Annotated in this window: 30 protein-coding genes; 11 read left to right on the top strand and 19 right to left on the bottom strand. The window is 66.9% G+C overall.

The annotated features are described in order from the left end of the window. Window positions 1–158 precede the first annotated feature (158 nt). On the top strand, window positions 159–539 hold the full coding sequence (locus tag FIV50_RS01045; protein ID WP_140035807.1) for a hypothetical protein: 381 nt from the start codon (window positions 159–161) through the stop codon (window positions 537–539). A gap of 10 nt (window positions 540–549) precedes the next feature. On the opposite strand, the gene FIV50_RS01040 is transcribed toward FIV50_RS01045, so the two are convergent. From FIV50_RS01040 to FIV50_RS01025, 4 genes are all read right to left on the bottom strand, one after another. Next, window positions 550–960, bottom strand: coding sequence for a DUF1428 domain-containing protein (locus tag FIV50_RS01040; protein ID WP_140035806.1), 411 nt, complete (start codon window positions 958–960; stop codon window positions 550–552). 123 nt (window positions 961–1,083) lie between these two features. Continuing rightward, window positions 1,084–1,893, bottom strand: coding sequence for a GIY-YIG nuclease family protein (locus FIV50_RS01035; protein WP_258184359.1), 810 nt, complete (start codon window positions 1,891–1,893; stop codon window positions 1,084–1,086). Between the two features lie 13 nt (window positions 1,894–1,906). After that, the gene (locus FIV50_RS01030) at window positions 1,907–2,368 is read right to left on the bottom strand and encodes a hypothetical protein (protein ID WP_140035804.1); all 462 of its coding nucleotides are present in this window, start codon (window positions 2,366–2,368) and stop codon (window positions 1,907–1,909) included. Between the two features lie 73 nt (window positions 2,369–2,441). After that, a complete protein-coding gene (locus FIV50_RS01025; protein ID WP_258184358.1) occupies window positions 2,442–3,011 on the bottom strand; it encodes a TetR/AcrR family transcriptional regulator in 570 nt (189 codons plus the stop codon). A gap of 129 nt (window positions 3,012–3,140) precedes the next feature. On the opposite strand from FIV50_RS01025, the gene FIV50_RS01020 reads away from it, so the two are divergent. Beyond that, window positions 3,141–3,659 carry a hypothetical protein gene (locus FIV50_RS01020; RefSeq protein ID WP_140035803.1) on the top strand — a complete coding sequence of 173 codons (519 nt, stop codon included), beginning with the start codon at window positions 3,141–3,143 and terminating at the stop codon, window positions 3,657–3,659. On the opposite strand, the gene FIV50_RS17985 is transcribed toward FIV50_RS01020, so the two are convergent. From FIV50_RS17985 to FIV50_RS00990, 6 genes are all read right to left on the bottom strand, one after another. Next, window positions 3,635–3,760 (bottom strand): hypothetical protein, encoded by a 126-nt coding sequence (locus FIV50_RS17985; RefSeq protein ID WP_308810381.1) that lies wholly within the window; start codon window positions 3,758–3,760, stop codon window positions 3,635–3,637. The two genes, FIV50_RS01020 and FIV50_RS17985, sit on opposite strands and share 25 nt — an antisense overlap. A gap of 282 nt (window positions 3,761–4,042) precedes the next feature. Next, window positions 4,043–4,708 carry a methyltransferase domain-containing protein gene (locus FIV50_RS01010; protein WP_140035802.1) on the bottom strand — a complete coding sequence of 222 codons (666 nt, stop codon included), beginning with the start codon at window positions 4,706–4,708 and terminating at the stop codon, window positions 4,043–4,045. After that, window positions 4,701–5,912 carry an MFS transporter gene (locus FIV50_RS01005; RefSeq protein ID WP_181164285.1) on the bottom strand — a complete coding sequence of 404 codons (1,212 nt, stop codon included), beginning with the start codon at window positions 5,910–5,912 and terminating at the stop codon, window positions 4,701–4,703. Before FIV50_RS01005 ends, FIV50_RS01010 begins: the two co-directional genes overlap by 8 nt. Next, on the bottom strand, window positions 5,909–6,640 hold the full coding sequence (locus tag FIV50_RS01000; protein WP_140035800.1) for a HesA/MoeB/ThiF family protein: 732 nt from the start codon (window positions 6,638–6,640) through the stop codon (window positions 5,909–5,911). Before FIV50_RS01000 ends, FIV50_RS01005 begins: the two co-directional genes overlap by 4 nt. Before the next feature lie 94 nt (window positions 6,641–6,734). After that, the gene (locus FIV50_RS00995) at window positions 6,735–7,106 is read right to left on the bottom strand and encodes a MoaD/ThiS family protein (protein WP_140035799.1); all 372 of its coding nucleotides are present in this window, start codon (window positions 7,104–7,106) and stop codon (window positions 6,735–6,737) included. 352 nt (window positions 7,107–7,458) lie between these two features. After that, entirely contained in the window at window positions 7,459–8,019 is a 561-nt protein-coding gene (locus tag FIV50_RS00990) for a dihydrofolate reductase family protein (protein ID WP_140035798.1), read from the bottom strand. 296 nt (window positions 8,020–8,315) lie between these two features. Here FIV50_RS00990 and FIV50_RS00985 point away from each other — a divergent pair, with 296 nt between their 5' ends. Beyond that, window positions 8,316–9,209: a hypothetical protein gene (locus tag FIV50_RS00985; RefSeq protein ID WP_140035797.1), complete on the top strand. Its 894-nt coding sequence runs from the start codon at window positions 8,316–8,318 to the stop codon at window positions 9,207–9,209. Between the two features lie 321 nt (window positions 9,210–9,530). Here FIV50_RS00985 and FIV50_RS00980 read toward each other — a convergent pair whose 3' ends face one another. After that, on the bottom strand, window positions 9,531–9,803 hold the full coding sequence (locus tag FIV50_RS00980) for a hypothetical protein (protein WP_140035796.1): 273 nt from the start codon (window positions 9,801–9,803) through the stop codon (window positions 9,531–9,533). 170 nt (window positions 9,804–9,973) lie between these two features. On the opposite strand from FIV50_RS00980, the gene FIV50_RS00975 reads away from it, so the two are divergent. Then, complete coding sequence (locus tag FIV50_RS00975) at window positions 9,974–10,936, top strand: G5 domain-containing protein (protein ID WP_140035795.1); 963 nt, start codon at window positions 9,974–9,976, stop codon at window positions 10,934–10,936. A 25-nt stretch (window positions 10,937–10,961) separates the two neighbouring features. On the opposite strand, the gene FIV50_RS00970 is transcribed toward FIV50_RS00975, so the two are convergent. The 4 genes from FIV50_RS00970 to gnd form a co-directional block, all read right to left on the bottom strand. Then, window positions 10,962–11,474: a GNAT family N-acetyltransferase gene (locus FIV50_RS00970; protein WP_181164284.1), complete on the bottom strand. Its 513-nt coding sequence runs from the start codon at window positions 11,472–11,474 to the stop codon at window positions 10,962–10,964. After that, window positions 11,471–11,635: a hypothetical protein gene (locus FIV50_RS17565; protein ID WP_181164283.1), complete on the bottom strand. Its 165-nt coding sequence runs from the start codon at window positions 11,633–11,635 to the stop codon at window positions 11,471–11,473. The genes FIV50_RS00970 and FIV50_RS17565 overlap by 4 nt, the downstream gene beginning before the upstream one ends. A 34-nt stretch (window positions 11,636–11,669) precedes the next feature. Further along, window positions 11,670–12,140, bottom strand: a complete 471-nt coding sequence (locus FIV50_RS00965) for a GNAT family N-acetyltransferase (protein ID WP_140035793.1) — start codon at window positions 12,138–12,140, stop codon at window positions 11,670–11,672. A gap of 198 nt (window positions 12,141–12,338) precedes the next feature. Next, window positions 12,339–13,400: a phosphogluconate dehydrogenase (NAD(+)-dependent, decarboxylating) gene (gnd, locus tag FIV50_RS00960; protein ID WP_140035792.1), complete on the bottom strand. Its 1,062-nt coding sequence runs from the start codon at window positions 13,398–13,400 to the stop codon at window positions 12,339–12,341. Window positions 13,401–13,743: 343 nt separating this feature from the next. Here gnd and FIV50_RS00955 point away from each other — a divergent pair, with 343 nt between their 5' ends. The 3 genes from FIV50_RS00955 (at window position 13,744) to FIV50_RS00945 (ending at window position 15,770) form a co-directional block, all read left to right on the top strand. Next, window positions 13,744–14,913: a MalY/PatB family protein gene (locus tag FIV50_RS00955; protein WP_140035791.1), complete on the top strand. Its 1,170-nt coding sequence runs from the start codon at window positions 13,744–13,746 to the stop codon at window positions 14,911–14,913. A 216-nt stretch (window positions 14,914–15,129) separates the two neighbouring features. After that, window positions 15,130–15,393, top strand: a complete 264-nt coding sequence (locus tag FIV50_RS00950) for a type II toxin-antitoxin system Phd/YefM family antitoxin (protein ID WP_140035790.1) — start codon at window positions 15,130–15,132, stop codon at window positions 15,391–15,393. Next, on the top strand, window positions 15,390–15,770 hold the full coding sequence (locus FIV50_RS00945) for a type II toxin-antitoxin system VapC family toxin (protein ID WP_140035789.1): 381 nt from the start codon (window positions 15,390–15,392) through the stop codon (window positions 15,768–15,770). Before FIV50_RS00950 ends, FIV50_RS00945 begins: the two co-directional genes overlap by 4 nt. A gap of 248 nt (window positions 15,771–16,018) precedes the next feature. On the opposite strand, the gene FIV50_RS00940 is transcribed toward FIV50_RS00945, so the two are convergent. The 3 genes from FIV50_RS00940 to FIV50_RS00930 all read right to left on the bottom strand — a co-directional run bounded on the left by FIV50_RS00940 (window position 16,019) and on the right by FIV50_RS00930 (window position 18,407). Then, entirely contained in the window at window positions 16,019–17,203 is a 1,185-nt protein-coding gene (locus FIV50_RS00940) for a MalY/PatB family protein (protein ID WP_140035788.1), read from the bottom strand. 218 nt (window positions 17,204–17,421) lie between these two features. Then, window positions 17,422–18,180, bottom strand: coding sequence for a 3-keto-5-aminohexanoate cleavage protein (locus FIV50_RS00935; RefSeq protein ID WP_258184357.1), 759 nt, complete (start codon window positions 18,178–18,180; stop codon window positions 17,422–17,424). After that, entirely contained in the window at window positions 18,180–18,407 is a 228-nt protein-coding gene (locus FIV50_RS00930) for a DUF2188 domain-containing protein (protein WP_140035787.1), read from the bottom strand. Before FIV50_RS00930 ends, FIV50_RS00935 begins: the two co-directional genes overlap by 1 nt. 339 nt (window positions 18,408–18,746) lie before the next feature. Here FIV50_RS00930 and FIV50_RS17980 point away from each other — a divergent pair, with 339 nt between their 5' ends. After that, window positions 18,747–20,291 carry a serine/threonine-protein kinase gene (locus FIV50_RS17980; protein ID WP_140035786.1) on the top strand — a complete coding sequence of 515 codons (1,545 nt, stop codon included), beginning with the start codon at window positions 18,747–18,749 and terminating at the stop codon, window positions 20,289–20,291. A 132-nt stretch (window positions 20,292–20,423) separates the two neighbouring features. Here the strand turns inward: FIV50_RS17980 and FIV50_RS00920 are convergent, their stop codons facing one another. Then, window positions 20,424–20,888, bottom strand: coding sequence for a VOC family protein (locus FIV50_RS00920; protein WP_140035785.1), 465 nt, complete (start codon window positions 20,886–20,888; stop codon window positions 20,424–20,426). A 101-nt stretch (window positions 20,889–20,989) separates the two neighbouring features. Here FIV50_RS00920 and FIV50_RS00915 point away from each other — a divergent pair, with 101 nt between their 5' ends. From FIV50_RS00915 to FIV50_RS17560, 3 genes are all read left to right on the top strand, one after another. Then, window positions 20,990–21,934, top strand: a complete 945-nt coding sequence (locus tag FIV50_RS00915) for a helix-turn-helix transcriptional regulator (protein ID WP_140035784.1) — start codon at window positions 20,990–20,992, stop codon at window positions 21,932–21,934. Between the two features lie 218 nt (window positions 21,935–22,152). Next, entirely contained in the window at window positions 22,153–24,486 is a 2,334-nt protein-coding gene (gene purL / locus FIV50_RS00910; protein ID WP_140035783.1) for a phosphoribosylformylglycinamidine synthase subunit PurL, read from the top strand. Then, a complete protein-coding gene (locus tag FIV50_RS17560) occupies window positions 24,483–24,626 on the top strand; it encodes a hypothetical protein (RefSeq protein WP_181164282.1) in 144 nt (47 codons plus the stop codon). The genes purL and FIV50_RS17560 overlap by 4 nt, the downstream gene beginning before the upstream one ends. Window positions 24,627–24,755: the final 129 nt, after the last annotated feature.

The following is a 24,755-nucleotide window of genomic DNA, read 5'->3' as shown; positions in this document are numbered from 1 at the left end:
GGTTGTCCTCGCAATAGTGGGCGGTCGCTCGTGTGAGACCAACCACGGCGTCGCGCCACCGCGCGCGATGCTGTGCAGGGGCCTTCTCTCTGCCTCATCCGGGACGGCGAACAGCAAGGATCGTAGACCTCACATCTCCCCCGCCTACAGTGGCTCGCATGAAGAAGCTCCCCGCGCTCGCAACGCTCGCCGTCGGCATCCTGCTGCTGTCCGGATGCTCGCAGGCCTCGACCATCGCGGCCTGCGGACAGGTCGCAGCTCAGGCCGCGCAGGTGACCGGCGTGATCGGCAGCGTCAGCTCGCCGACCCCCGAGGCCGCACAGGCTGCGCTCGACGAGGTCAGAAACGTCGCCGAGAACATCCGCGGTGTCGACGGTCCCGAGGAGTTCGTCACACTCCGCGACTCGTGGACGACGAGCATCGACGCATTCGCCGCCGAAGGCGAGAAGGCCATCGCGGGTGACATCACGGGCCTGGACGCCGCGACGACGGAGATGCGCACAGCGACCGACGCGATGCTCGCCTACTGCACCCCGTAACCGGAGCCCGTCACTCTTCCTGCTGAACGCTCATCGCGATCTCGAAGCTGTCGCCGATCACGCGACTTCCATCGAAGACGGGGTCTTCATCGAGCGTCTCGAGCACGCGAGGATCGCTCGTGACGGCAGCGGTCCCGCGATCACGAACCTCGCGCGACGGCCAGGTCGTCACCGTGACCACGACCGACTCCCCAGCGTTCGTTCCTACGAGTTCGGCGATGCTCTTGAGCTCGCCCGATTCGTACGACGCCCCGTCTGCGTGAAAGTCAGCCGGGTCGGCTGAATCGCTCGACTGCCAGTAGTCCACGACGCTGATGGCACCGTGATCGCGGTAGACCTCCGCCATCCGCTTCGAGAAGTCGAGGTATGCGGCCTTGCGTTCCGTCGGCACCGGAACGACGGTGATGTCAGCGATGACCATTTCAGCTCCCGTCGTCGACGTCGAGTACTCATGGCAAGGTTATCCGCCGTCGACTTCGCCCGAACTGCCTACCGCGCGGTTGCCGCAGCAGCCGAGCGACCGTCTCGTCGATCGGCTCCGCGCTCAGTTTCGGTTCAATCCCCAGCGTCGCGAGTCAAGCGCACGCTTGTAGTGATCCTCAGCCTCGTTGACGTCGCGCTCGGGCGTCGCCGGATCGAATACGCGGAGAACCGAGTATCGGAAGGTCGAAGGATCGAGATTCCGCAGCTCGACATTCCCACCGTGTCCGTTCGTGGCGTAGACCGCCCAACGCTGACGGATGCTCTCAGCCCCATCGGCTTTGCCGACGTAGTGACGACCATCGCGCGTATCGGTGATCAGATATATCCCCTTCACCGAAGCCAGTGCTGTGCGCCACGACGCGTATCGGTGGTCACGCATGACCGCCTGAAGCTGGGGGTAGTCGAGAACCAGGCCATCGAACCCGGGGAACGGAATCGGCTTGGCATCTGCGATCTCCAGCACCGGGTACGGAGCGGCCGTTCCCCCGTTGATCCACCAGGCGCGGGGAGACTTCCAGCCGATGACGAGCCTGTTCCGCAGGTCGGCCATCTGCTCCGACACCGTCAGGGTGAAAGCGCGCTGCCTGCCGTCGTTCCAAGCCTCACCGTGGTTTTCGACAACAGCCCAGAACCGAGCACGGCCTCCGTCTTCACGGATGAAGACGATCCAATACCGCGGGGGTGTGACGGGAAAGACTCGTTGCGTCGCACTCTGCCGGCTCGTGTAGTAAAGGATCTCGTCGTCGGTCGAGTCGGCATGGATGCCCTGGAGCCCGCTGTCCTCATGTTCACGCACGTAGGCATGGCGAATCACCATGGCCTCGTCGGGCCTGACGTCGGCGCTTCGGAGAATCCAGTCCAGCGAGAGCATCAGAGAAAGCCGATCACTGCTTCGCGAGGCGAACCGTCATCGTCGTGCCGAGAGCTGTGAGCTCATACGAAAGCTCACCGTCGGCATAGGTGAAGGTTTTCGTGTCATCGCTCGACGCCATGAGGGCGTTGTCCGTCTTGGTCTTGTCGTTCGCGGAATCCCAGGTGAATGACGTCGACCCGTCGGTCGGGACCTCGACCGTTCCGGCCCAGTAAATCGCCTGCATGTCGGGACTGTTCCAGAAGACTTCGATAGTCTGCCCGGCGATCGTGGCCGACTGAAAGCTGTCTTCTGCTCCGGAGTTCGTCTGCTTCCACACGCCGGTGAGATCGACGGGCTCAGGTGCCTCCTCTACTTCTTCGACCTGTTCGGTCGGAGCCGACGTCGCGTCGGTCGTGTCAGCAGCGGGAGCGCTGCAGGAGGCGAGAAGGAAGACAGCAGCGACAGCCGTCGCGAGGCGGAGTGGAGTTTTCATCGGCCTAAACGTATCGGCCGAGCCTGCCACAAACTGCCGCCGTTACCGCTTCGCAACGAGCGGCACGCACTGCCTACCGCGCGATCCCTCGCAGCAGTCGCGTCACCGTCTCGTCAACGCGCTCTGCGCTCAAGGGCTGACCGATGAGCGCCGCGTACGACGCCATGGCGACGAGCTGGTCGGCGATCGCGTCGGCATCCACGTCGGCCCGGATCTCGCCTGCCGACTGCCCGCGCGCGATCCGTTCGGCGACCCACGAGCGAATCGGTGCCGCGAGACGCTCGTTGAGCGCCAGGCCGAGTTCGTGGTCGGTGGCGGTCACCGCGATCAGCGCCCGGGCGAGTGCGACACCCTCGGGCTTCGCGAGCCCGGCCGACATCGCCGAGAACCACGCGTGCAGGTCGGCCCGGATGTCGTCGCTCATCGCGACTGCGGGGTCCGCTCCTGGCAGGTCTCCCTCGAGCAGCGCCTCGCCGAGGATCGCCGCCTTCGACGGCCACCAACGGTAGATCGTCTGCTTGGAGACTGCTGCGGTCTCGGCGAGTCCCTCGATCGTCACCGCTTCGTAGGTGCCAGCGACGACGGCAGCGCGCATCGCCTCGAGCACGGATTGGCGCGCGGCTTCACTTCGGGGACGGGGCACTAGAACAGGCTACCGACGACTCCGGGGGGCGTTCACCGCAGGGCGTCCAGCGGTTGCACTCACGGACACCTGTGACAGGTCGGAGCAGGACTCCGCGCCCCTGGACCGTGCCGACAATAGAGTCGCGGCATGGGGGATGATCTTCACGAACGGCGCGCTGCTCCCCCAGGCGGACGCGTCTCGAAGACGCGCGTCCCGACCCTCGCCCTCACCGTCTTCGGCTTCGTGCTCTTCACCGTGGTGATGGCGGCAGTGCAGGCGGTGATGATGATCCGTCACCTGCCCGATTCGCAAGCCTCCATCGGTTGGCTCATCCCGCTCATCATGATTCCGACGGTCATCACGGGCATCGTCTCGGGTCTGACCGCGGCACTCGGCGCGTTCGTTGAAAGGTTCACGGCGCCGAGCTACTTCGACGCATCGAAGGTCGACCGAAGTATGGCCATCGGAGCAGGCATCGGTGGATCCTTGGGCAGCATCCTCCTGCTGATCTACCTGAGCTTCGTCTATCAGGCCGGCGCCGGCCTGTGGATCCTCGTGCTGGGACATGTGGCGATCTTCGGCGCCTACGCCGGCTTCACCGCGTTGGTGACGCGGCGGGGAGCAGACAGGTATCGCCGTGATCAAGCCGAGCGCACCGACCGATAGGTGTTCGCCACCGCTCCCGACGCGAACTCGCGGCGGTTGATGAGCTCGAGCCGGGTGCGCTCGCTCAACCCGTCGAGCAGCCGCGGCCCGTGCTTCGGCATGCGGTCGATGGCCTCTGCGAACGGGATCTCTTACTCTCCCATCCCAGTCGGGCCACGCGCCGGATGCCGGGCGACGCCAGGCCTCCTGCATCATCTCGAAGGTCGTTCGGCCGTAGATCACGGCATCCACCCGCTCCATCTCGGCAGTCCAGAAGCTCATCAGCTCCTCATCGGGAGCGACCCCCGCCTCGTGATGGACGCAGCCGTCGAGCGTGACGTTGATTGAGTAGCGCAGTGGTCTCATCTCGCCGATCTCCTTCGACGCGGGCTCTGGGTGGCCCCTCACCCCGTGGGGCTGGCGATGGTGATCCAGTCTCGAACGATTCCTCCGGGCGCCGCGACGCGCGGTAGGTCGACGGCCGTGAGGCCACTCTCGACCGCACAGTCTGCACCCTCGAGAAGTTCCACGCATCCTCTGAACGAGAGGTAGACCTTGCGCACCCCGTCGTCTTCGTATGTGAGGTGCAGGTTCGCCTTCTCGTCGAGGTCGGCTCGGGTCCATCCGGGCCAGGGATCGGTGCCGGCGGCAGTCCACTGGGCAGCGATGAAGCCCCCGGGGCGCAGCAGTCGTCGAGCGCTTCGCAGCCGAGCCTCGGTGACGCTGAGGTCGCTGTCGACAAGGACGCGCGAGACCACGACCCCGTCGAAGAAGTCAGCCCCGCCGAAGACGTCGTCAAAGCTCCCGAAGAAAGCGCGGTTCGCAACGTCCGGCCGTTCTTCCAGAAGCCGATCGATGCCGACCCTCGAGATCTCGCATCCGACGATGTCGAGACCGGCGTCGATGAGGGGGAGGAAGTTCCGCCCGTCGCCGATCCCGATGTAGAGGAGACGCTGCTCGGGCTGAGCGATCTCGATCACGGCGTCGACGATGGGTAGAGGGTCCCTCCGACCGCTGTTGCGGATGCTGTACTCCCAATCCCAACGCTCTCCGGCGTCGGAGTCAGTCATCGGCGAACCACCTTCGGCGGCCGACTGCGGATGCACGCAGTCCGGTGATGATGATGCAGCCGCCGACGGCGACGCCGAGAACCCATGCGTGCGGACTCACAATGGCGCCGAAGACGGAGGGCCCGACGACGTTCTGCAGTTGTCCGCCGAGGTTCATCGCGCTCATGTCGGTGGTCCGCGCGTCACGCCTGCTGAGCTTGACCATGTAGACCGCGAGGGCAGCGGAGTGCAGGATCTCGGCGAGGATCTGCAGCAGGATGAGCACCACCAGCGCGATCACTCCCCTCGTGTTCTCCGAGGTGGGCACCGTCGTCGACAGCAGCAGGACGGATACTCCGAGGATGATCCCGGAAGCGGCCCAGGCGATGGCATGGTGAGCGCCGGCAGTCGCCCAGATGTTCACCTTCTCTTGGGTGAATGCGACGACCGCGGCGTTGACGACGAATGCGGCGGGGACGATCCAGGCGAAATCTTCCCAATGAGTGACCACCAAGAGGGGCAGGTACACATTGAGGAGTGTTCGGTGGAACGAGAACACGAAGTTCTCCCAGGTGATGTTGAGTCGCTGTGGCGATCCGAAAGCGGTCGTGAATGAGGTCCACGACGTCAATGCGGAGGGCCGCACGCGCGCATCTGAGACATCTCGGCCGTGCAGAGCTGACCGGTAGATGATGATGACCGCGACGAATGATGCCGAATTGACGATCAGGACGACGGTGAGCGGCCAGTCGAAGAACATCACGAGCCCGGCGAGGCCGGCGCCGAGTCCGTAGCCGAGGTTGGTGGGGAGGGCCATGCGACCGAAGAGGCGCACGGCCTCGTCCTCCGGGAGGGGAGCAGCGATGATGCTGCGGGTGAGCGACGCCGCCGAGCGGTCTACGGCGCCGAAGACTGCCGAGTAGACGAGGAAGGCGACGTCACCACCGACGAAGAGCCACCCGAGCATGCCGATGGCACGCAGCGCATAGGAGAGGGTGAACACGCGCAGCGGTCCGAGACGATCGGCGATGTGGGCCACGGGAACCGAAGCCGCCGCGCCGCTCACCGCCGAGATGGTAAGCCCGATTCCCACGGTCACGGGGCTGACACCGCTCTGGGTCGCGAAGAAGATCGCCGCCGCGCTGACGAATGCGCCTGTTCCCACCGCATCCATGGCGGAGCCGAAGAGAGCGGCGCGTCGAACCGCACTCGCGGTGTCGCTCATCTGCGGCCGCATGCCGCGCACTCGTCCCGCTTCTCGATGGGGATTCGAATGAAGTCGTTCTGGAAGTTCGAGAACGACAGGAGATATCCACGAGCGAGATCGCCCTTGTCGAGGATGGTCTTGAGCACCTCATTGGCACCCAGGACTCCGGAGAGACCCGTGGATATGCCCCATACGGGAACCGGTCCTCTGCGACTCTCGGGCAGATCGGGGTACACACACTGGAGACAGGGGTCTTCTTCGTTCACCATCGTGAACACGTACCCGTATCCGTACTGGGCACTGACGTGAACCATGGGGGTGCGCGTGCGCAGGGCGAACGCATTGCACAGGAGGCGCTGCTCGGGTCCATCCCCGCCTTCCAGAATGACGGAATAGCCGCCGAGGATCTCGTCGATGTTCTCCGGCGTGACTCTGTCGGTGGAGTACGAGATGTCGATGGACGGGTTCAGCTCTCGCAGTTCCTCGGCTGCCGTCTCTGCCTTCAGCCTGCCGATGTCGTGTGTCCGGTAAAGGATCTGGCGGTTGAGGTTGCTGAGTTCGATGTCATCGAAGTCGATGATGTGAATGCGTCCGACACCTGCCGCGGCGAGGTAGTAAAGCAGAGGAGACTTCACGCCGCCGGCTCCCACGGTGACCACGCTGGCCTCAGAGAGGCGCCGCTGGCCGGCCTCCCCGATCTGCGGCATCAACAGCTGTCGGTTGTATCTCGTGTCCTGAAACTCCATGCTCTTTCTTTCGCGCTGAGAGGTGCGGCGGCGGGCTGGACGAGGGCGGTGGCCGAGCAGTGAGCTCGACCACCGCACCGAGGGAGACGTCTGATCAGCCGTCACACGGAGCGACGACGCACACCATGACGCGCGAGTCGTCGTCGACCTGATCCTCGAGACGAGCGACCTTGCCGTCGACGAGAATGCGCGCATAGCTGCGCACCTGCTGGGTCTCCGCGTCGATGAACGCCCGTTCGATCCGCTCGTCCAGGTCGCCGAGCTCGCGGAAGATGTCTTCCACAGAAAGCGGCATCGATCGTTCGATCTCGAGCGTGCTGCGGTCGAGGCACGCTTCGGCGACACCGCGCAATTCGATCTGCATAGTGATGTTCCTTTCGTCGGATGGACGGGCGCACCGGCACTGATGCGGCGCCGGTGTTCGAATGGCGTCAAATACGTCTTCTTCACCATCGAAATCGTCCATTTGAGATATAAAAGCATACATATGGGGACACAAACTGATATGCCGGTGTCGGGCTTGGGTTGCGAGAATGGAGCTCATTGGGGACCGGTCGTTGAGCAAGACGACGAAGTCGACTGAGACGAAACGAGGGTGCGGCGTCTCGACTCGGGCCGCTCCGCCGGCCTCGCTCAACGGGCTCGCGTGCGCTGGCACGGTCGATCGGCGCGTCAATCGAACCGACGCAATAACTCCAGCAAGTGGGCTCGCGATCGTCCGTCGCGCGCCCGATCGACGTCTGATATCGCGGGCTAGAAGTGCAACGCGTCTCGAGGCACAGACGGCACCGCCGCTACGAGTGACCGCCGCACCATCGTCAGGTCACCGGCCGATACGCCGTCGCCACCGCTCCCGACGCGAACTCGCGGCGGTTGATGAGCTCGAGCCGGGTGCGCTCGCTCAACCCGTCGAGCAGCCGCGGCCCGTGGCCGGCGATGATCGGGTGCACGACAAACGTGTACTCGTCGATCAGCCCCAGCTCGGTGAGCGCAAGGGGAAGAGTCACGCCACCGACGGACAGTCCTTCGCCAGGCGGCTGCTTGAGCTGCTGAACCGTCTGGGCCAGGTCGCCCCTCACCAGCTCGGCGTTCCAATCGACGGCATCCATCGTGCGCGACACGACGAACTTCGGCATACTGTCGAGAGCTTCCGCGAACGGGACCTCCCACTCATCCATCCAGTCGGGCCACACACCGGATGCCGGGCGACGCCAGGCCGACTGCATCATCTCGTAGGTCGTTCGGCCATAGAGCACGGCATCCGCCCGCTGCATCTCGGTGGTCCAGAACTGCATCAGCTCCCCATCGGGAGCGACCCCCGCCTCATGATGGACGCAGCCGTCGAGCGTGACGTTGATCGAGTAGCGCAGGGGTCTCATCTCGCCGATCTCCTTCGATGCAGGCGGTGAACCCAGAGTATCGGTGTCCTCCCGCACGCTGCAGTTCTCATCCATAGGTTTGTCTCCATGACTGGCAGACACGCTATCTCCGACACTCAAGCTTCCCGGCCGACTCGAGAATCGCTCGCAGAAATTGCCGCGCTAAGCCTCGTATGGTAGTCCTCGCTTCTTTGATAGCGACGCTGCCTGGGCTAGATGGAACCGTGGTTTGGAGCCTGGCTAGTGCGGCAGGGGAGGCAGTCCTGGGTCACATCGGCTGGGCGTTCGGGGTATTCGTGCCAATCCTTCTGGCCTTCTATGCCATCGTCATCGGCGGGCAGCTGGCCGCAACCGTCGACGCGGCGAAGACTCAGCGGACTCTGGGCATGATCGCAGAAGCAATGGTGAGCTCGCTTGTTCCGGCGCTTCTGCTGATCGTGATCGCCTGCATCGCGAAGCCCGGGATTGCTGGAACTCTCTTCGTGATCGTCCCGGTCCTCGGCGCGACATTGTTCCTTGCTGTCCAGCTTGGAGGATTCATCGTCTTCGAACGCGAGCTAGCTCTCGCGAAAGCCGAACGCACGCGAGTCACCATGCGTGCGCTTTCGAGAACCCTGCGCGTTCGATCGCGCAGGCCCGTATGGATTGTCCTGATCGCAAACGTCGTGGTCGCTGCCGGGGCAGGAGTCGCGATGGCCGCGTTCGTCGCCTCGGCGGACCAGGTGGATTCAACGACCACTCTCGACCCGCGCTTCGCGGTCACCATGTACGCGACGCTCACGACCTTGCAAACGTCCGCCTGCCTGTTCGCGGTATCGACCGTGCGGGCTGCGTCCGATCGATTGACTCGGATCCTCGGATGGTTGGTAGGGGTCGCGGTGTCGCTGCTGTTCTTCTTCATCGTTATCCCGACGTGGACGTCGCGCGGCTTCGCGACTGGTATCGGGCTGATGACTGCCCTCGTCGTCTCTACGGCCTCGACTCTGTGGCGAAGAGGGAACAAGCGACGGGTATCACTCGACTGGACGATCCAAGGGGCGGGATCGCGAAGTGCGGCACGATCGATTGCCAAGAGTCACGCGCGGGCCGTCCGTCTCATTCAGGCAACACGCTCGGCCATCAAACAGCCATCGCTCAGAGATCGACTTGCTGCGGCCGTAGGGGGCTTTCGAAGCGGGGCAGTTGCCTAAGGCCGCCGCGGCTGGCGTCTGTTCAGGCTGGATCAGATGCGGTTGACCAGCATCCCTCCCGGCGCGCACGTGCCTCGGGAGTTCTCGGGCGCGCGATCGCGCGCCCGTTCGTCGGCACTCGCGTCCCCGAGGTTGTCGAGCGGACCCCGGGATGGTTCGGGTGCCCGAGGCCCGCTCGAGCAGTCGAGAGACGTGTCGGCGTCTTTGCCTGCCATCGCGACCGCACGAAGTAGCAAAGCATACATATGAGGACAGTGCAGTATCTTGCGCCGCGGCTCGCTCAGGTGGAATCGGGGCGCCGTCGATCCGCTCGGGGCGACCTCAGCGCTGGATGGCGGCGTCGACCCCGTGTTCCGTCTCGAAAGCCTGCACGTCTTTCCGAACGCGGCGTAGCAACACCAGCGAGTAGACCGTGAATCCCGTGCCGAGAATGAGGGTCAGCCAGTTGGGATTCCCCATCACGAGACCGAAGATCGAGAGCCCGAGTGCGGCCACCCACAGCGCGAGCATGGTGATCGCGAACACCCGTCGTCGCTGCAGCTCCGGGGGTTGATGGATCAACGACGATGCGGGCTCCTGCTCTTGGCTGGTCATCGGAGCAGCATAGCGGCGAGCGCGGACGCTCATCGCGGCCATGGTGCGTCGCCGGTCGAAGCGATCAGGACTGAATCGTTACTTGTACGCCGCGTCCACATACCGATATACAGGTCACAGCGCTCTGGGGGCGCTGGCGATTCGTCGCCTCACTGTCGAGGGGAACTCTCATGTCATTGCCGCCTGCCTCCTGGCATCCAGATCCGGAGAATCCGAATCAGCTGCGCTGGTGGGACGGCCATCGCTGGACGGATGCCACATCACCGTCGCCAGCTGCGGCCGTGACGACTCAGATGGCTCCGCCTGCCCCACCCGCAGCATCCGTTGCCACGAAGCGACGGGCGGGTTGGCGAAACGCCGGGATCATCATCGGCGCACTCGTGGTCGGAGGAGTGCTCGCCCGGCTGTCGCCGATCGCCATCCTGTTGGTTGCCACGGTCATGGTCGGCGTCGCCCTCTATGTGATGGTCGCTCGCCCTCTCCCCGCGCTCGGGCTCCGGTCGAGGATGTCGGGCGTGGTCGCCCTGGGCCTCGCCGCACTGCTGGTCACAGGCGGCGGCATCGCGAGCGCGAACAGCGGAGGCACACCGACGGCATCCGAGCCGCAGAACTTCGCAGCGGTGACGACATCGACTCCGGCGCCCAGCCCGACCCCCACGCCGACCACGTTCGAGACGGCGACCGAAGAAGTGCCCGTTGCGTTCGAGGCGACCACCGTCGACGACCCTCAGCTCGATCAAGGCGCCACAGCGCTCGTCGCCGCGGGCGTGAACGGCGTGAAGGTGATCACGTATCGGGTCACCCTGGTCGATGGCGTGGAAGTGTCTCGCGAGGTCGTCAGCGAGGCGGTCTCCGTGCCGCCGGTCGCCGAGGTGACCGCGATCGGGAGCAAAGCGCCGGCCCCCGTCGCCGCTCCCGCGCCGGCTCCCGCACCTGCGCCGGTTCCGCTCGTGCAGCAGGGCGGCGGCGGATGCGATCCGAACTACACCGGAGCGTGCGTGCCGATCTCCAGCGACGTCGACTGCGCGGGAGGCAGCGGGAACGGACCTGCGTATGTGCAGGGCCCGGTGCAGATCGTCGGCTCGGACATCTATGACCTCGACCGCGACGGTGACGGGATCGCCTGCGACTGATCTCTCGAGTCGATGCGCGCCTGGTCTAGGCGAGAACCCGCCCCATGACCTGCCGATCCTCTCCATAGGTCGCGAGGGTGACCCATCCGCGTGACGAGTAGAGACGAACGGCCGGATCATCTGAGCGGGCCGACGTCGACAGCAGTGCCCGCTCATGCGGCAGATCGGCGAGGAGCGCGTCGTGCAATCGACGCCCGATTCCGCGGCCTCGCGCATCGGGCATCACCGCGAGCTCGACGAACTCGAAATGACCGCCGATCCAGTCGTCGACACCCCGACCGACCTCGCGCGAGATGAAGTCAGACCAGTACTGACCCCGCTCGCCGGTGTGTCCCCACGCGAAGCCCAGCATCCGCTCGCCGTCACGCGCCGTGACCAGGCGGAACCCCGCCCGCGATCGATGCCGATCCCAGACGGATGATCGCCACTCTTCGGCATCCTCGGCGTCGCCGAAGGCGGCTCTCCAGACGTCGAGGATTTCAGGGTCGAGCCCGGCGGCTTCCGCGCCCGAGAGCGTGAAAACCGTGCCCACATTCACCGCCCGACGTAGGGCCGCGCCGGTCGAGCCTCTTCTGCCAGGGCCTGGCGGTGCGACGTCAGCGCAGATCGAACAGCCGTGTAGATCACGAGCCACAGGATCAGGATGCCGATCAAAAACCCGGCGACGTAGAAGAGGACGATGGTGAGGAAGGGATCCATGGCGTCAGACTAACCGGCCGCGTGTGCGGAGCAGCTAGCCGCCCGCCTCCAGCGACCGATAGAAGTAGAACGCCCGCTCGCCGGTGTCGGGGTCGGCGCCGCTGAACCCGTGCCGTTCGTAGAAGCGCATCGCGCCGGCATCCGACTCGTCGACGTTGATCTCGATCGCTGCGACGCCGAGTTCCCTGCAGATCTCGACCATCTGCTGCAGGATCGCGCTCCCGACGCCCGTGCCGCGCTGTTCCGGCGAGACGTACATCTCGTCGAGCAGCGCGACCGGTCCGCCAGACCACACGTTCGGGCGCAGGGTCACGAGCGCGACTCCCGCGGCAGGGTCGTCGGCGATGACCGCGAAGGTCGAGGCTCCGGCCAGCAGCGTGCGCAATCGCTCGGCGAGCACCTCGACCCCCGGGGTCTCGGTGTCGAACTCCGTGTTGAAGGCGTGCAGCATCTCGGCGAGGCGGTCGGCGTCGTGCGGGGTGGCTCGACGCGTGACGGTGGTCATGTGGATGCCTTTCTCGGGTCGGGGCTTCGTCTCTGGCTGGCGGCGCCGGGTCGGCCGGTTCACAACTCAGGACGAACGAGTCGGCCGACGCATCGGTCCCGCGGGATTCCGGGGCCGAGCCCACGCACGACCCCGATTCTTGCTGAGTTGTGAACGCGGACCTCCGCGGACCTCACTCGGCGAACCGGGAGAACTCGGTTATGCGCTGTCGGAGTCGGCCTTGCGCGAGCCGGCCTCGAGCACGTCTCCGGCGGGGAGCTCCTGGTGTCCGCCGAACTGCAGACGCATGGCCGACAGCACCTGGTTGGCGAATTGATCCTCACCGCGCGAGGCGAAGCGCTCGAACAGCGACGCCGCGAGCACCGGCACGGGCACCCCCACGTCGACCGCGGCCTTGACCGTCCAGCGCCCCTCGCCCGAGTCGGACACCCGGCCGGCGAGACCGTCGAGCGTCGGGTTCTCGGAGAGCGCGGCGGCCGTGAGGTCGAGCAGCCACGACGAGATGACGGATCCTCGGCGCCACAGCTCCGCGACCTTCGACGTGTCGATCGGGAACTGGTAGAACTCCGGCTCCTCCAGCGGGGCGATCTCGGCGGAGTGTTCGGCCTCGCGCACTCCGGCATCCGCGTTGTGCAGCAGATTGAGGCCCTCGGCGATCGACGCCATGATGCCGTACTCGATGCCGTTGTGCACCATCTTCACGAAGTGCCCCGCGCCCGACGGTCCGCAGTGCAGGTAGCCCTGCTCCTCGGGGGTGAGGTCTCCCGTGCGACCGGGGGTGCGCTCGATCTCGCCGACGCCCGGGGCGATCGTGCGCAGCACGGGCTCGATGCGCTGCACGGCCTCGTCCGGGCCGCCGACCATCAGGCAGTAGCCGCGGTCGAGCCCGAAGACGCCACCGCTCGTGCCCACATCGACATAGTGGATGCCGCGCTCACGGAAGGTCTTCGCCCGGCGCACGTCGTCACGGTAGTTCGAGTTACCGCCGTCGATCAGGATGTCGCCCTCATCGAGCACCTCCGCCGCCTGATCGGCCACCATGCCCGTGAGCGAGGCGGGCACCATCATCCACACGGCCCGCGGCGCTTCGAGCTTCGACGCCAGGTCGGCCATGCTGTCTGCGCCCGTGGCTCCCTCGGCGACCAGCGCCTGCACCGCATCGGCATTCACGTCATAGACCACGCACTCGTGCCCGTCGCGCATGAGGCGGCGCACGATGTTTGCACCCATCCGGCCGAGTCCGATCATCGCCAGCTGCATGAGAATCCCTTCGTCCCCGCCCCCGGTGAGCCGAGTCGGGGCAATCCTGGCACGGGTGCGGGGGTGGCTCAATGGTGTGGCTCGGGCGAGCGCTCTCGGTGCGGGGTCAAAAACGCATCGCTGGCCTCGGTTTCCGGTGCGGAAGTGACCCCGCACGCGGCACGCCCTCGGTGCGGGGCCGCGCTCGGGCGGCCCTCACAGATGCAGGCTCACATCACGGATACAGGCCGAACCCGTCGTTCTCGGCATCATGTGTGATCCGGACATGCAGGTGTCGACGAGTGCACAGCTCAGACCTTCCGCATCCGGACCGAGGGCTCCCCATGGATGGAAGGATTGAAGTATGACCACGGGCACGTTCGACCAGATCACTCAAGACGACCTGCGCGCGGCGGGCAGCCTCAAATGGACGACCTTCCCCGACATGATCGGCGCGTTCGTGGCCGAGATGGACTTCGGACTCGCCCCTGCCGTCAGCACCGCCGTGAAGGATGCGTTGGACCTGGGCGTCACCGGATACCTGCCCGAGAAGCTCGCGAAGGATCTCTCGCAGGCGACGGCCCGCTGGTATTCCGACTCGTACGGGTGGGAGATCTCGCCCGAGCGGGTGCACCATGTGCCCGATGTGATCGCCGCATTCGAACTGGCGATCGACCACTTCACGACTCCCGGCTCGGCGATCATCGTGCCGACGCCCGCATACATGCCGTTCCTCCTGGTGCCGCCGATGCGCGGCCGCCGGGTGATCGAGGTGCCCAGCGTCGAGGTCGACGGACGCTGGGTCATGGACCTGAATGCCGTCGCCCAGGCGTTCCGCGACGGCGGCGAGATGCTGGTGCTCTGCAACCCGCACAACCCCCTAGGCACCGTCGCGACCCGTGACGAGCTGCTCGCGATCGCCTCGGTCGTGACGGATGCGGGCGGGCGGGTGTTCTCCGACGAGATCCACGCGCCCATCGTCTACGCGCCGGCTCAGCACATCCCCTACGCCTCAATATCGGATGCCGCAGCAACCCACACGCTCACCGCGACGTCTGCGTCGAAGGCGTGGAACCTCGCCGGCCTGAAGTGCGCGCAGGTCATCCTCTCGAACGACGCCGACGCCGCGCTCTGGGAGAGCCTCGGATTCTGGGCAGGACACGGCACCTCGACGCTCGGCGTCGTCGCGAACATCGCGGCCTACACCGGCGGGCGCGAGTGGCTCGATGGGGTGGTCGAGTACCTCGACGGCAACCGACGGATGCTGGCGCAGCTCGTCGACGAGAAGCTGCCCGGCGTGCGGATGATCGTGCCCGAGGGCAGTTACATCGCGCTGCTCGACTTCCGCGAGACGGGGTTGACCGGGGATCTCGGGGAGTGGTTCCGCGAGCACGCCGGGGTCGCGATGACGGATGGTGCCGCCTGTGGCGAGGCCGCGATCGGATACACGCGCTTCGTCTTCGCCCTGCCCCGCCCGGTCATGGCCGAGGCGGTCGACCGCATCACCGCCGCGCTGCGCGACCGCACCGCCTGACCGCGTCTCGTCTCGCTCCTAGCCGATGCGGGGTCAATTTCGCATCGGAACCGGCCGTTTCGGATGCGAAATCGACCCCGCATGATGAGGCCTGCACGTTGGTCATTGACCCGCATATGACCAGGGCGGAATGTCCGAACCCCCGCGCAGGATGAGGGAGAGCGAGCAAGAGACGCGATCTACTACTTCTACTAGATCGAGCGTAGAATCGGGGGTATGGCCAGGGTGACGAAGACGGAACTCAATCAGCAGACCGCGAAGGTGCTGGCGCGAGTGGCTGCCGGGGAGCGGCTGATCATCACCGACCGCGGGCGCCCGATCGCTGAGCTGGCTCCCCCTGCACAGACCGCCTGGGAGCGACTCGTGTCGTCGGGCCGCGTGACGATGCCATCGAAGTCCGGGGCGCTCCCCACACCCGCCGCCACGAGTGAACGCTCGACCCGAGACATCCTCGACGACCTTCGGTCCGACCGGCTGTGATCTACCTCGACACCTCTGCAGCGGCCAAGGCACTCATCGACGAGGACGGCAGTGCAGCGATGCGCCGGGCATTCGCCGACGGCACGGCCTTCGTCTCCTCCCGACTGCTGGCGGTCGAACTGCATGCCGTCGCGGACCGGCGCGCGATCAGCACGGATGCCGCGCAGGAGTTGCTCGATCGCGTGGCTTTCGTCTCACTCAGCGATGACACGCTCGCGCGGGCCGTCGAGCTGCACAGCGGATTACGCACTTTGGATGCGCTGCACCTGGCCACCGCGCTCGAGATCGGCGATGCGATCGAGAGCATCCTCACCTTCGACCTGGAGTTCGCGGCAGCAGCGGAGCGATTCGGACTCGACGCCGGGCCGCGGGTCTAGCTGTACTGCCCAGACAGGTTGTGTGGCGCGGTGCGTTCTCGACCCCCCGGCGGTGCGGGGTCAGTTTCGCACCGCAAAGGCCCACTAGGGATGCGTTTTTGACCCCGCATCCGGCGGGAGATGCGTTTTCGACCCCGCATCCGGCGCCCGCGAGGCGCAACGACGCTCGGGGCGCGATCGATCCGCTGAACGCGATCGATCCCGGGAACCGGCGCGATCGGCACTGCGCCACCGAGCGGATGCTCGCGTCAGCGTGCCCGAACGGCATCCCCCATCGCGGCGAACGCCTCGCGCAGGATCGGCCGCGGAGTCGCGAACACGACCCGCACGAAATCCTCGTACCCTCGTCCGAGCAGCGCGCCCTCCGTCAGCACGACTCCGGCACGGTCGCGGAAGAACGCTGCAGGCGCACCCTCGATGCCCAGCTCGCTCGTGTCGATCCAGCCGATGTAGGTCGCGTCCGGTTGGCGATAGATCGCGCCGGGAAGGTGTTCGGCGACAAGGGATCCCACAAGGTGTCGCGACTCGTAGAGGTAGTCGATCACTCCGTCGAGCCACGGCTTGCCCTCGCGATACGCCGCAGTCGACGCGACCACGCCGAGCGTCGCGGCGCCGTGCTGCACCGAGAACCCGAACCGGCGGTACAGCTGCTGGTCGGCGTCATTCGAGGTGATCAGCTGAGCGGTTTTCAGTCCGGGGATGTTCCACGCCTTCGACGCGCTCGTGCCGGTGATGGTGTGCGCGGCCGTCGCCTCCGACACGGATGCATAGGGGATGAACGGTCGGCCGTCGAAGCGCAGCGGCGCATGGATCTCATCCGCGAACACCCGGCCGCCGTGGCGCCCCACGATCTCCGCGAGCGCCTCCAGCTCAGCGCGCTCGACCACCGTGCCGGTCGGATTGTGCGGGTTGCAGAGCACGAGCGTGCGAGCACCTGCGGCGAACGCCTCATCGATGCGCTGCAGGTCGTGATGCCAGCGCCCGTCGACCTCGACACCGGGGATCTCGATCACCGGATGTCCGATCGCGGGCAGATATGTCAAAAACGGCATATATGCGGGCGTCGGCACGATGACGGGCGACCCGGGGGGCGCATATTCCTCGACCGCCACCCGCAGCGCGGCCATCACATCGGACACCGGATGCACGCGCTCGGGATCGATCGCCCAGCCGTACTCGCCCTGCATCCACTCGGCGGTGGCCTCACCGAGCCGGGCGGCGAGCGGTGGCGACAGGTATCCGAGGTTCTCCTCGTCGATCGCTCGGTGCATTGCATCGGCGATCACGGGCGCGACGCCGAAGTCCATCTCGGCGACCCACGCGCCGATGCGCCCGGGGTGCAGGCTCCACTTGCGGCTCTCGGGCCGATCGAGGTCGAACCTCGTGCGGGAGTCGAACGGATGCGGGTCAGTGCGCGCGCGGTCATCGGTCATGGCGAGCGGCCCTCAGCCCACGAACCGACATCGGACGACGGCATCGGAACGACGGATGCTCATGCGATCGCCGTCGCCGAACGACCGGCGCGACCGGCGGTCGTGGTCGTGGTCTCAGACACGAGTACTCCTTCACAGCGTGAAGCTTCCACACTAAGGAAGGCCCTCCCGCCGCGCGATTCTCGTTTCGGCGAGTGACGGTCAGTATGCCGGTCCGGTCAGCCGGCGAAGGCGATCCCGCCCGCAGTGCGCACCAGCGTCGCGTTGTCGGGGGCGGTCCGCCCGTCGGGCAGAGACAGTGTGTCTTCGAGTCCGATGCGCGAATCGAGCTCGAGCTCGACGGCGAGCGTGAACGCGGGCCACGCCGATCGCAGTTCCCCATGCAGCAGGATCGGGATGCTCGGCTCGTCGAGCCGGACGTGCGCGATCAGCCCCTCGGCGTGGCGCCGCACGACCTCGGCGGCCTCGTCGGGCAGCTCGATGAGCACGCGTGTGCATCGGCTGCGGACAGGCGACTGACTCCAGGTCTCGAGGCCTGTCGCGTCCCAGATGCCCGCTTCGATTCCCACTCCTCGGCTCAGCAGCAGTTCGGCAACGTCGTCGGCGCCTGTCTCGTGCCAGTTGACGGATGCGAAGTCGGGGACTTCCGTCCACTCCTCGATCGCGGCCAACCGCCGCTCGACGTCGCGCTCGATCCACGCTCCGGTCGTCACGCCGATCGGCACGTCGGGGCACGCGGCTCTCAGAGCCCGCAGCCATCGTTCGACGTCAGCGGCAGCAAGGCTGTCGTGACCCGCGGCATCCTTCGGGTGCACGTGGATCGCGTTCGCTCCCGCGGCAACGGCGCGCGCCGCGTCGGCTGCGGAGAGGGTCGCGTCGGCGCTCAACGCCGGGTGCTCTGTCGCCGGATGGGCGCCGTTGATGCAGGCCTGCAACAGCATCCGTCGCTCTGATCGCTCCACAGAATCAGGGCGCATCAGTTCATGAGGTCGCGTGGATGCCAGTCGTGCAGGTTTCCGGTGTCGGACGGACCCTCGTCGGCGCGCACGGTGTGCCGGACCTGACGCGCGGCCGCTGCTCCGCGGCCGGCCCGAACGGCTTCGTCTTGAGTGCCGAAGCTCGAACCCAGGGTGCGCGATTCGCCCTCGATGCGGTTGAACCAGATCCCGTCACGCTGGAAGGTCTCGATGTCGCCTGCGGCCATGCCACGTCCTTTCGATCTGCCACCTTTCTACGCGAGGGGCCTGAGAGGGAGCAGACCCTTGACAGCGCGTCGCCCCGTCGTCGGGCGGGCCATGATCACGGCGGAGCGGGGTCAATAACGCATCCGAACCGGCCGTTTCCGATGCACTTTTGACCCCGCACCGAATCAGACCCTCGACCGGCGGGGCCGCATCGTGATGCGCGGCACCTGCGCAACCTCGAACCCGCCACAGCGACACACTCACCAATTCGCCACCACGTCAAGCCCTGTGACGAGCTCCGCTCACGCCGGTTAGGTTCTTCTGATGCATGACCCGGATGCTGGTGCAAGGACGAAGCGATGACCCTGGAAGTGGTGTCCCCGACGGCGGCGCTCCTCGACGGACGGTACGTGCTGCACGACCGTGTCGGGCAGGGCGGCATGGCGACCGTGTATCGCGCCGAAGACACTCACCTCGGGCGCATCGTGGCGATCAAGATGATCCACGGCGAGGGCCCGGTCGCGTCGATCGAGCGGGCGCACACCGAGAAGGCGCTCCTCGCCTCGCTGAGTCACCCCTCGCTCGTGACGCTCTACGACGCGCAGCTCGCCCCCGGACGACCCCAGTACCTCGTCATGGAGTTCGTCGACGGACCGACGCTCGCCACGCGCATGGCCGAAGGTCCCCTGCCGCCGCGAGACGTCGCGCGCATCACCCGCGACCTCGCCGAGGGTCTCGCTGCAGTGCACGCCGCGGGAATCGTGCACCGTGACGTCAAGCCGTCGAACGTGCTGCTGGCTCGAGGGCGCTCGGGCCGCCCCGTCACCGCGAAGCTCGCCGACTTCGGCATCGCCTGCTCGATCGAGGACACTCGGCTCACGACCCCGGGGATCGTGCTCGGCACACTCACTTATATGGCGCCGGAACAGCTGCGCGACGCCGACCCCAGCACTCCGGTCGACATCTTCGCGCTGGGCCTGGTGGTGCTGGAGGCCCTGAGCGGCGAGACCGGGTACGCCGCGCTCGGCTCCGGACGCGCAGCGGCGATCGCCCGACTCGCGCAACCGCCCGCGATCTCCGAGACGGTGCCCGAGGAGTGGCGCGATCTGCTGACCCGCATGACGCGGCTCGAGCCCGAAGAGCGACCGACGGCGGCCGAGGTCGCTCGTGCCGCACGCGGTCTGCTCCGGGGCTACGCCGCTGACGCCAACGGTTCCGCGGTCGCTGCGGCGGCGGCAGCCATCGTCGCGTCGGCCGGCGCGGACCCGACCGCGGGCGCGGCCCCCGCGAAGGATGCGGATGCGGATCCGACCGTGGGCGCGGCCCCCGCGGAGCATCCCGGCGCGGACCCGACCGCGGGCGCCGCGGCGGAATCCGACGCAGGGCGATCGGATGCCGTCGACTCGTCGCCGACCGGTGCGACGGCCGTGCTCCCGGCAACCCCGGACACCAGCGCCACGGCGGTCACCGGTGTCGGCGCTGGCTCCGGTGCTGGCGCTGCCTCTCGCACCCGCACCCGTAACCGCGTGCTCGCCGGCGCTGCCGGGCTGGTCGCGACGGGGGCGATCGTCGCCGGGCTCACGGCATTCACCGCCCCCGCATCCGCCGAGTTCTCGAGAACAGCGGCTGTACCGGTGGTCCGAGTGCCGGCCGAGCCAGCGCCCGTGGAAGTGCCCGCGGAAGCGCCGGCAGCCCCCGTCGAGGTCGTCTCCGACCCCGAGGACTCCGCGAACAACGGGAACCCCGGGAACCCAGGGAACAGCGAGAACCCCGGGAACAGCGGGAACCCCGGGAACAGCGGGAACCCCGGGAACAGCGGGAACCCAGGGAACAACGGGAACCCCGGAAATTCCGGCAAGGGCGACAAAGGCGAGAAGGACAAAGGCAAAGGCGGCGAGGGCTAGCCGTCAGCTCCCCGACGGGTAGCACCACCCTCCGGCGTTCACAACTCAGCAAGAACCTGACGATCCGGATCGAAATCTGCGGTTTCGGGCCGATTCGACGCAGTTCATGCTGAGTTGTGAACGCCAACCGATTCAGCCCGCGTACGCCGCCTTCACGTCGAGCACCCAGGTCACACCGAAACGGTCGGTCAGCATCCCGAATCCGGGCGACCAGGCCGACGAAACGAGCGGCTCGACGACAGAGCCGCCGTCTGCGAGAGCGTTCCAGTATCCGGTGATCTCATCGAGCGAGTCTGCGCGCAGCGACTGGAAGAACGTGCGGTCGGTGATGGTCGTCCCGTTCTCGCGCGAGGTCGTGCCCGCCGTCGCGTCCGGGTCCTCGGATGCGCCGGGGATGTCATACGCCATCAGCCGGAAGCCGTCGGCGTTCTCTACCTGCCCGAACACGACCTTGTCTGCGCCGGGCACGCCCGCCGGCATCCCGACGTCGCTGTAGGTGGCGACTGTCACGTCTCCGCCGAAGACGCCCTGATAGAACTCGAGCGCCTGACGGGCGGTGCCGCGGAAGTTCAGGTGGGTGGTGGTTGCGATGGTCATGGGGTCTCCTCGTTGGATTCGAACGGCGGGGATGCCGTTGAGACTCACACTCACAGCAGAAGCGGACAGTTTCAGTCCTCTACTTACCGCAGAATGAAGATATGACCGGCAGTTCCTCGCGCATGCTCGCCCTGCTCTCGCTGCTGCAGACGCAGCGCGACTGGCCGGGGCAGGTGCTCGCCGACCGGCTCGATGTCACTCCCCGCACGGTGCGACGAGACGTCGATCGGCTGCGCGAATTGGGGTACCGGATCAGCGCGATCAAGGGTCCCGACGGCGGATACCGGCTGGCGGCGGGCTCGGAGCTTCCTCCTCTTCTCTTCGACGACGAGCAGGCCGTCGCCATCGCGGTCGGTCTGCAGAGCGTGCCGGCAACGGGGATCGACATCAACGAAGGCGCCGCGCGGGCGCTCGCGACGGTGCGGCAGGTGATGCCGTCGCGCCTGCGACATCGGGTCGACGGCATCCGCTTCACCGGCGCCGAGAACGAGACGCGGGTCGATCCGGCGGTACTCGAGGCAGTCAGCGCGGCTGTGCGCGATCGAGTAGTGCTGCGTTTCGACTACGGCGAGCGCCGCGACCGCCCGGCCAGGCGCACCGAACCACACGCCGTCGTCGCCCGGGAGGGCCGGTGGTACCTGCTCGCCTGGGATCTCGAGGCCGACGGCTGGCGCACGTTCCGACTCGATCGCATGGCCCTGCGCATCCCGACCGGCCCCGTTTTCACCCCGCGCGAGTTGCCCTCGGCCGACGCGCAGACCTACCTCGCGGCGCGGGCAAAGGGATCGGATGCCGAAGACCGCTGGCCCTGCATCGGCGAGCTCGTGCTCGCTCTGCCTGCCCGAGAGGTCGCGAAGTGGATCGGTGGCGACGGCACTGTCGAGCCCATCGACGAGACCTCGTGTCGCGTCACGGTCGGATCGTGGTCGTGGGTCGGCATCCTCGCCTCGATCACCCGCTTCGATGCCCCGTTCACGGTCGTCGGCCCGCCCGCCTTCGCAGAGGCCGCCCGCACTCTCGCGGGGCGCTTCGCCGCCGCATCCTGACCGGCGATGTCGCGCAGCGCTCCTCGGGTGGTCAAAAACGCATCCCTCAACCACGATTCGGATGCTTTTCTGACCACCCACCGCGCAGAGGACGCCTTTTCGACCACAGAACCTCGACACGGGAACCCCGCTTCGCCGCCGCGTCCTGACCGGCGATCGGCCCCGGCATCCCCCGGTAGACTGGCCATGCCCCGCCGGCCCCTCATCTAGGAGTGCGCGTGACCACCGCCCCTGCACCTGCCCACAAGCACGTCCCCGACTCCGTCGAGAACGCAGCCGCGACTCCGAAGAAGGAACAGCCCTACGCAGCGCTGGGCCTCAAGGATGACGAGTACGCCCGCATCAAGGAGATCCTGGGCCGACGCCCGACCTCCGGCGAGCTGGCGATGTACTCCGTGATGTGGTCGGAGCACTGCTCCTACAAGTCGTCGAAGAACTACCTGCGCCGCTTCGGTCAGAAGGTCTCGGACGAGATGAAGGAACGCCTGATGGTGGGCATGGGCCAGAACGCGGGCGTCATCGACGTCGGCGAGGGCTGGGCCGTCACCTTCAAGGCCGAGTCGCACAACCACCCCTCGTTCATCGAGCCGTTCCAGGGCGCGGCCACCGGCGTCGGCGGCATCGTCCGCGACATCATCTCGATGGGCGCACGCCCGGTCGCGATCATGGACGCCCTGCGCTTCGGCGCGATCGACCACCCCGACACGGCCCGCGTCGTGCACGGCGTGACCAGCGGCATCAGCTTCTACGGCAACTGCCTCGGCCTGCCGAACATCGGCGGCGAGACGGTCTTCGACTCCGTCTACCAGGCCAACCCCCTCGTGAACGCTCTCGCGGTCGGCGTGCTCCGTCACGAAGACCTCAAGCTCGCCAACGCCACCGGCGTCGGCAACAAGGTCGTGCTGTTCGGTGCCCGCACGGGTGGCGATGGCATCGGCGGCGCCAGCATCCTGGCATCCGACTCGTTCGACAGCACCGGCCCCACCAAACGCCCCGCGGTGCAGGTGGGCGACCCGTTCGCCGAGAAGGTGCTCATCGAGTGCTGCCTCGAGCTGTACCGCGACGAGCTCGTCGAGGCCATCCAAGACCTCGGTGCCGCAGGAATCTCGTGCGCCACCAGCGAGCTCGCGGCCAACGGCAACAGCGGCATGAAGGTCTCGCTCGACAACGTGCTGCTGCGCGATCCGTCGCTCACGGCTGAGGAGATCCTCATGTCGGAGTCGCAGGAGCGCATGATGGCGATCGTCGCCCCCGAGAAGCTCGACGCGTTCCTCGCGGTCGTCGATAAGTGGGACGTCGAGACCTCGGTGCTCGGCGAGGTCACCGGAGACGGCCGCCTCATCATCGACTGGCAGGGCGAGCGCATCGTCGACGTCGACCCCTCGACCGTCGCGGTCGACGGCCCGGTCTACGACCGCCCGGTCGCGTACCCGACGTGGATCGACGCACTGCAGGCGGATGCCGCCGAGAACCTGCCCCGGTCGAACGACCCCGAGGTGCTGCGCGAGCAGTTCCTCAACCTGGTCGCTTCGCCGAACCTCGCCGACACCCGCTGGATCACCAACCAGTACGACTACTACGTGCTCGGCAACACGGCACTCTCGTTCCCCGACGACGCCGGCATGATCCGGGTCGACGAGGAATCGGGCCTGGGCTTCGCGATCTCGACCGACGCCAACGGCCGTTACTGCCAGCTCGACCCGTATGCGGGCGCACAGCTGGCCCTGGCCGAGGCGTACCGCAACGTCGCCGTCACCGGCGCCGTGCCGACCGCGATCACCGACTGCCTGAACTTCGGCTCTCCCGAGAACCCCGAGGTCATGTGGCAGTTCGGGCAGACCGTCGACGGCCTGGCCGACGGATGCTACGAGCTCGGCACCCCTGTGACCGGCGGCAACGTCTCGTTCTACAACCAGACCGGCGACGTGCCGATCCACCCGACCCCGCTCGTCGGCGTGCTCGGCATCATCGACGACGTCTCGCGCCGCATCCCCTCGGGGTGGCAGGACGAGGGCCAGAACATCTACCTGCTCGGCACGACCTCGACCGAGCTGTCGGGTTCGGCGTGGGCCGAGACCGTGCACCAGCACCTCGGTGGACTGCCGCCGAAGGTCGACCTCGCGGGCGAGAAGCGCCTCGCGGGCCTGCTCGGCGCGGCTCGTGACGAGTGGCTGATCTCGTCGGCGCACGACGTGTCGGAGGGTGGCCTCGCACAGGCCCTCGCCGAGGGCGTCTCGCGCTTCGGCGTCGGCGCACGCGTCTGGCTCAACGAGATCATCGAGCGCGACGGTGTGGATGCCGCATCCGCCCTGTTCTCCGAGTCGACCGGTCGCGTCATCGTGACGGTTCCGCGTGAGGACGACGTGAAGTTCCGTGGGCTCTGCGAAGGCCGCGACTACCCGGTGATGCGCATCGGCGTGACCGACTCCGAGGGCGCGAAGCTCGAGGTGCAGGACGTCTTCACGGTTCCCGTCGCCGAGATCCGCGAGCGCTCGCAGGCCACCCTGCCCGCAGCCTTCGGCCCGACGGTCAGCGAGCCGGTCAGCGCATGAGCGGCGACGGGCTGAGCGAGGACTACGGCGATCTCGGGGAGAAGCGCAATCGTCGCCTGCGCATCATCGCCTGGAGCGTCATCATCGCGCTCATCCTCGGTGGCGGCGGCGCGACCGTGATCACGCTGATCCTGGGCTGAGGCCTGCCCGTTTCGTCTGCTCCGTCGCCACGCGCCGGCTCGGATCACAGGTCACCCTGGGTCACAGGTGCATGCCCGAATGACAGTTGCAGGTCCAGAAACCGAATTCTGAGCCTGCATCTGTGATCT

Source organism: Microbacterium foliorum, from assembly GCF_006385575.1.
In the GTDB taxonomy this organism is placed as follows: Bacteria; Actinomycetota; Actinomycetes; order Actinomycetales; family Microbacteriaceae; genus Microbacterium; species Microbacterium foliorum_B.
Note: the sequence above shows the minus strand (reverse complement) of the source record. Positions and strands in the feature narration are given on the sequence as shown.

Bases quoted from the DNA above. Each gene is read 5' to 3' on its own strand.
- FIV50_RS01045 (WP_140035807.1), top strand. From the start codon at position 159: ATGAAGAAGCTCCCCGCGCTCGCAACGCTCGCCGTCGGCATCCTGCTG.
- FIV50_RS01040 (WP_140035806.1), bottom strand. From the start codon at position 960: ATGGTCATCGCTGACATCACCGTCGTTCCGGTGCCGACGGAACGCAAG.
- FIV50_RS01035 (WP_258184359.1), bottom strand. From the start codon at position 1,893: ATGCTCTCGCTGGACTGGATTCTCCGAAGCGCCGACGTCAGGCCCGAC.
- FIV50_RS01030 (WP_140035804.1), bottom strand. From the start codon at position 2,368: ATGAAAACTCCACTCCGCCTCGCGACGGCTGTCGCTGCTGTCTTCCTT.
- FIV50_RS01020 (WP_140035803.1), top strand. From the start codon at position 3,141: ATGGGGGATGATCTTCACGAACGGCGCGCTGCTCCCCCAGGCGGACGC.
- FIV50_RS17985 (WP_308810381.1), bottom strand. From the start codon at position 3,760: ATGCCGAAGCACGGGCCGCGGCTGCTCGACGGGTTGAGCGAGCGCACC.
- FIV50_RS01010 (WP_140035802.1), bottom strand. From the start codon at position 4,708: ATGACTGACTCCGACGCCGGAGAGCGTTGGGATTGGGAGTACAGCATC.
- FIV50_RS01005 (WP_181164285.1), bottom strand. From the start codon at position 5,912: ATGAGCGACACCGCGAGTGCGGTTCGACGCGCCGCTCTCTTCGGCTCC.
- FIV50_RS01000 (WP_140035800.1), bottom strand. From the start codon at position 6,640: ATGGAGTTTCAGGACACGAGATACAACCGACAGCTGTTGATGCCGCAG.
- FIV50_RS00995 (WP_140035799.1), bottom strand. From the start codon at position 7,106: ATGGACGATTTCGATGGTGAAGAAGACGTATTTGACGCCATTCGAACA.
- FIV50_RS00990 (WP_140035798.1), bottom strand. From the start codon at position 8,019: ATGAGACCCCTGCGCTACTCGATCAACGTCACGCTCGACGGCTGCGTC.
- FIV50_RS00980 (WP_140035796.1), bottom strand. From the start codon at position 9,803: ATGACCAGCCAAGAGCAGGAGCCCGCATCGTCGTTGATCCATCAACCC.
- FIV50_RS00975 (WP_140035795.1), top strand. From the start codon at position 9,974: ATGTCATTGCCGCCTGCCTCCTGGCATCCAGATCCGGAGAATCCGAAT.
- FIV50_RS17565 (WP_181164283.1), bottom strand. From the start codon at position 11,635: ATGGATCCCTTCCTCACCATCGTCCTCTTCTACGTCGCCGGGTTTTTG.
- FIV50_RS00965 (WP_140035793.1), bottom strand. From the start codon at position 12,140: ATGACCACCGTCACGCGTCGAGCCACCCCGCACGACGCCGACCGCCTC.
- gnd (WP_140035792.1), bottom strand. From the start codon at position 13,400: ATGCAGCTGGCGATGATCGGACTCGGCCGGATGGGTGCAAACATCGTG.
- FIV50_RS00955 (WP_140035791.1), top strand. From the start codon at position 13,744: ATGACCACGGGCACGTTCGACCAGATCACTCAAGACGACCTGCGCGCG.
- FIV50_RS00950 (WP_140035790.1), top strand. From the start codon at position 15,130: ATGGCCAGGGTGACGAAGACGGAACTCAATCAGCAGACCGCGAAGGTG.
- FIV50_RS00940 (WP_140035788.1), bottom strand. From the start codon at position 17,203: ATGACCGATGACCGCGCGCGCACTGACCCGCATCCGTTCGACTCCCGC.
- FIV50_RS00935 (WP_258184357.1), bottom strand. From the start codon at position 18,180: ATGCGCCCTGATTCTGTGGAGCGATCAGAGCGACGGATGCTGTTGCAG.
- FIV50_RS00930 (WP_140035787.1), bottom strand. From the start codon at position 18,407: ATGGCCGCAGGCGACATCGAGACCTTCCAGCGTGACGGGATCTGGTTC.
- FIV50_RS17980 (WP_140035786.1), top strand. From the start codon at position 18,747: ATGACCCTGGAAGTGGTGTCCCCGACGGCGGCGCTCCTCGACGGACGG.
- FIV50_RS00920 (WP_140035785.1), bottom strand. From the start codon at position 20,888: ATGACCATCGCAACCACCACCCACCTGAACTTCCGCGGCACCGCCCGT.
- FIV50_RS00915 (WP_140035784.1), top strand. From the start codon at position 20,990: ATGACCGGCAGTTCCTCGCGCATGCTCGCCCTGCTCTCGCTGCTGCAG.
- FIV50_RS17560 (WP_181164282.1), top strand. From the start codon at position 24,483: ATGAGCGGCGACGGGCTGAGCGAGGACTACGGCGATCTCGGGGAGAAG.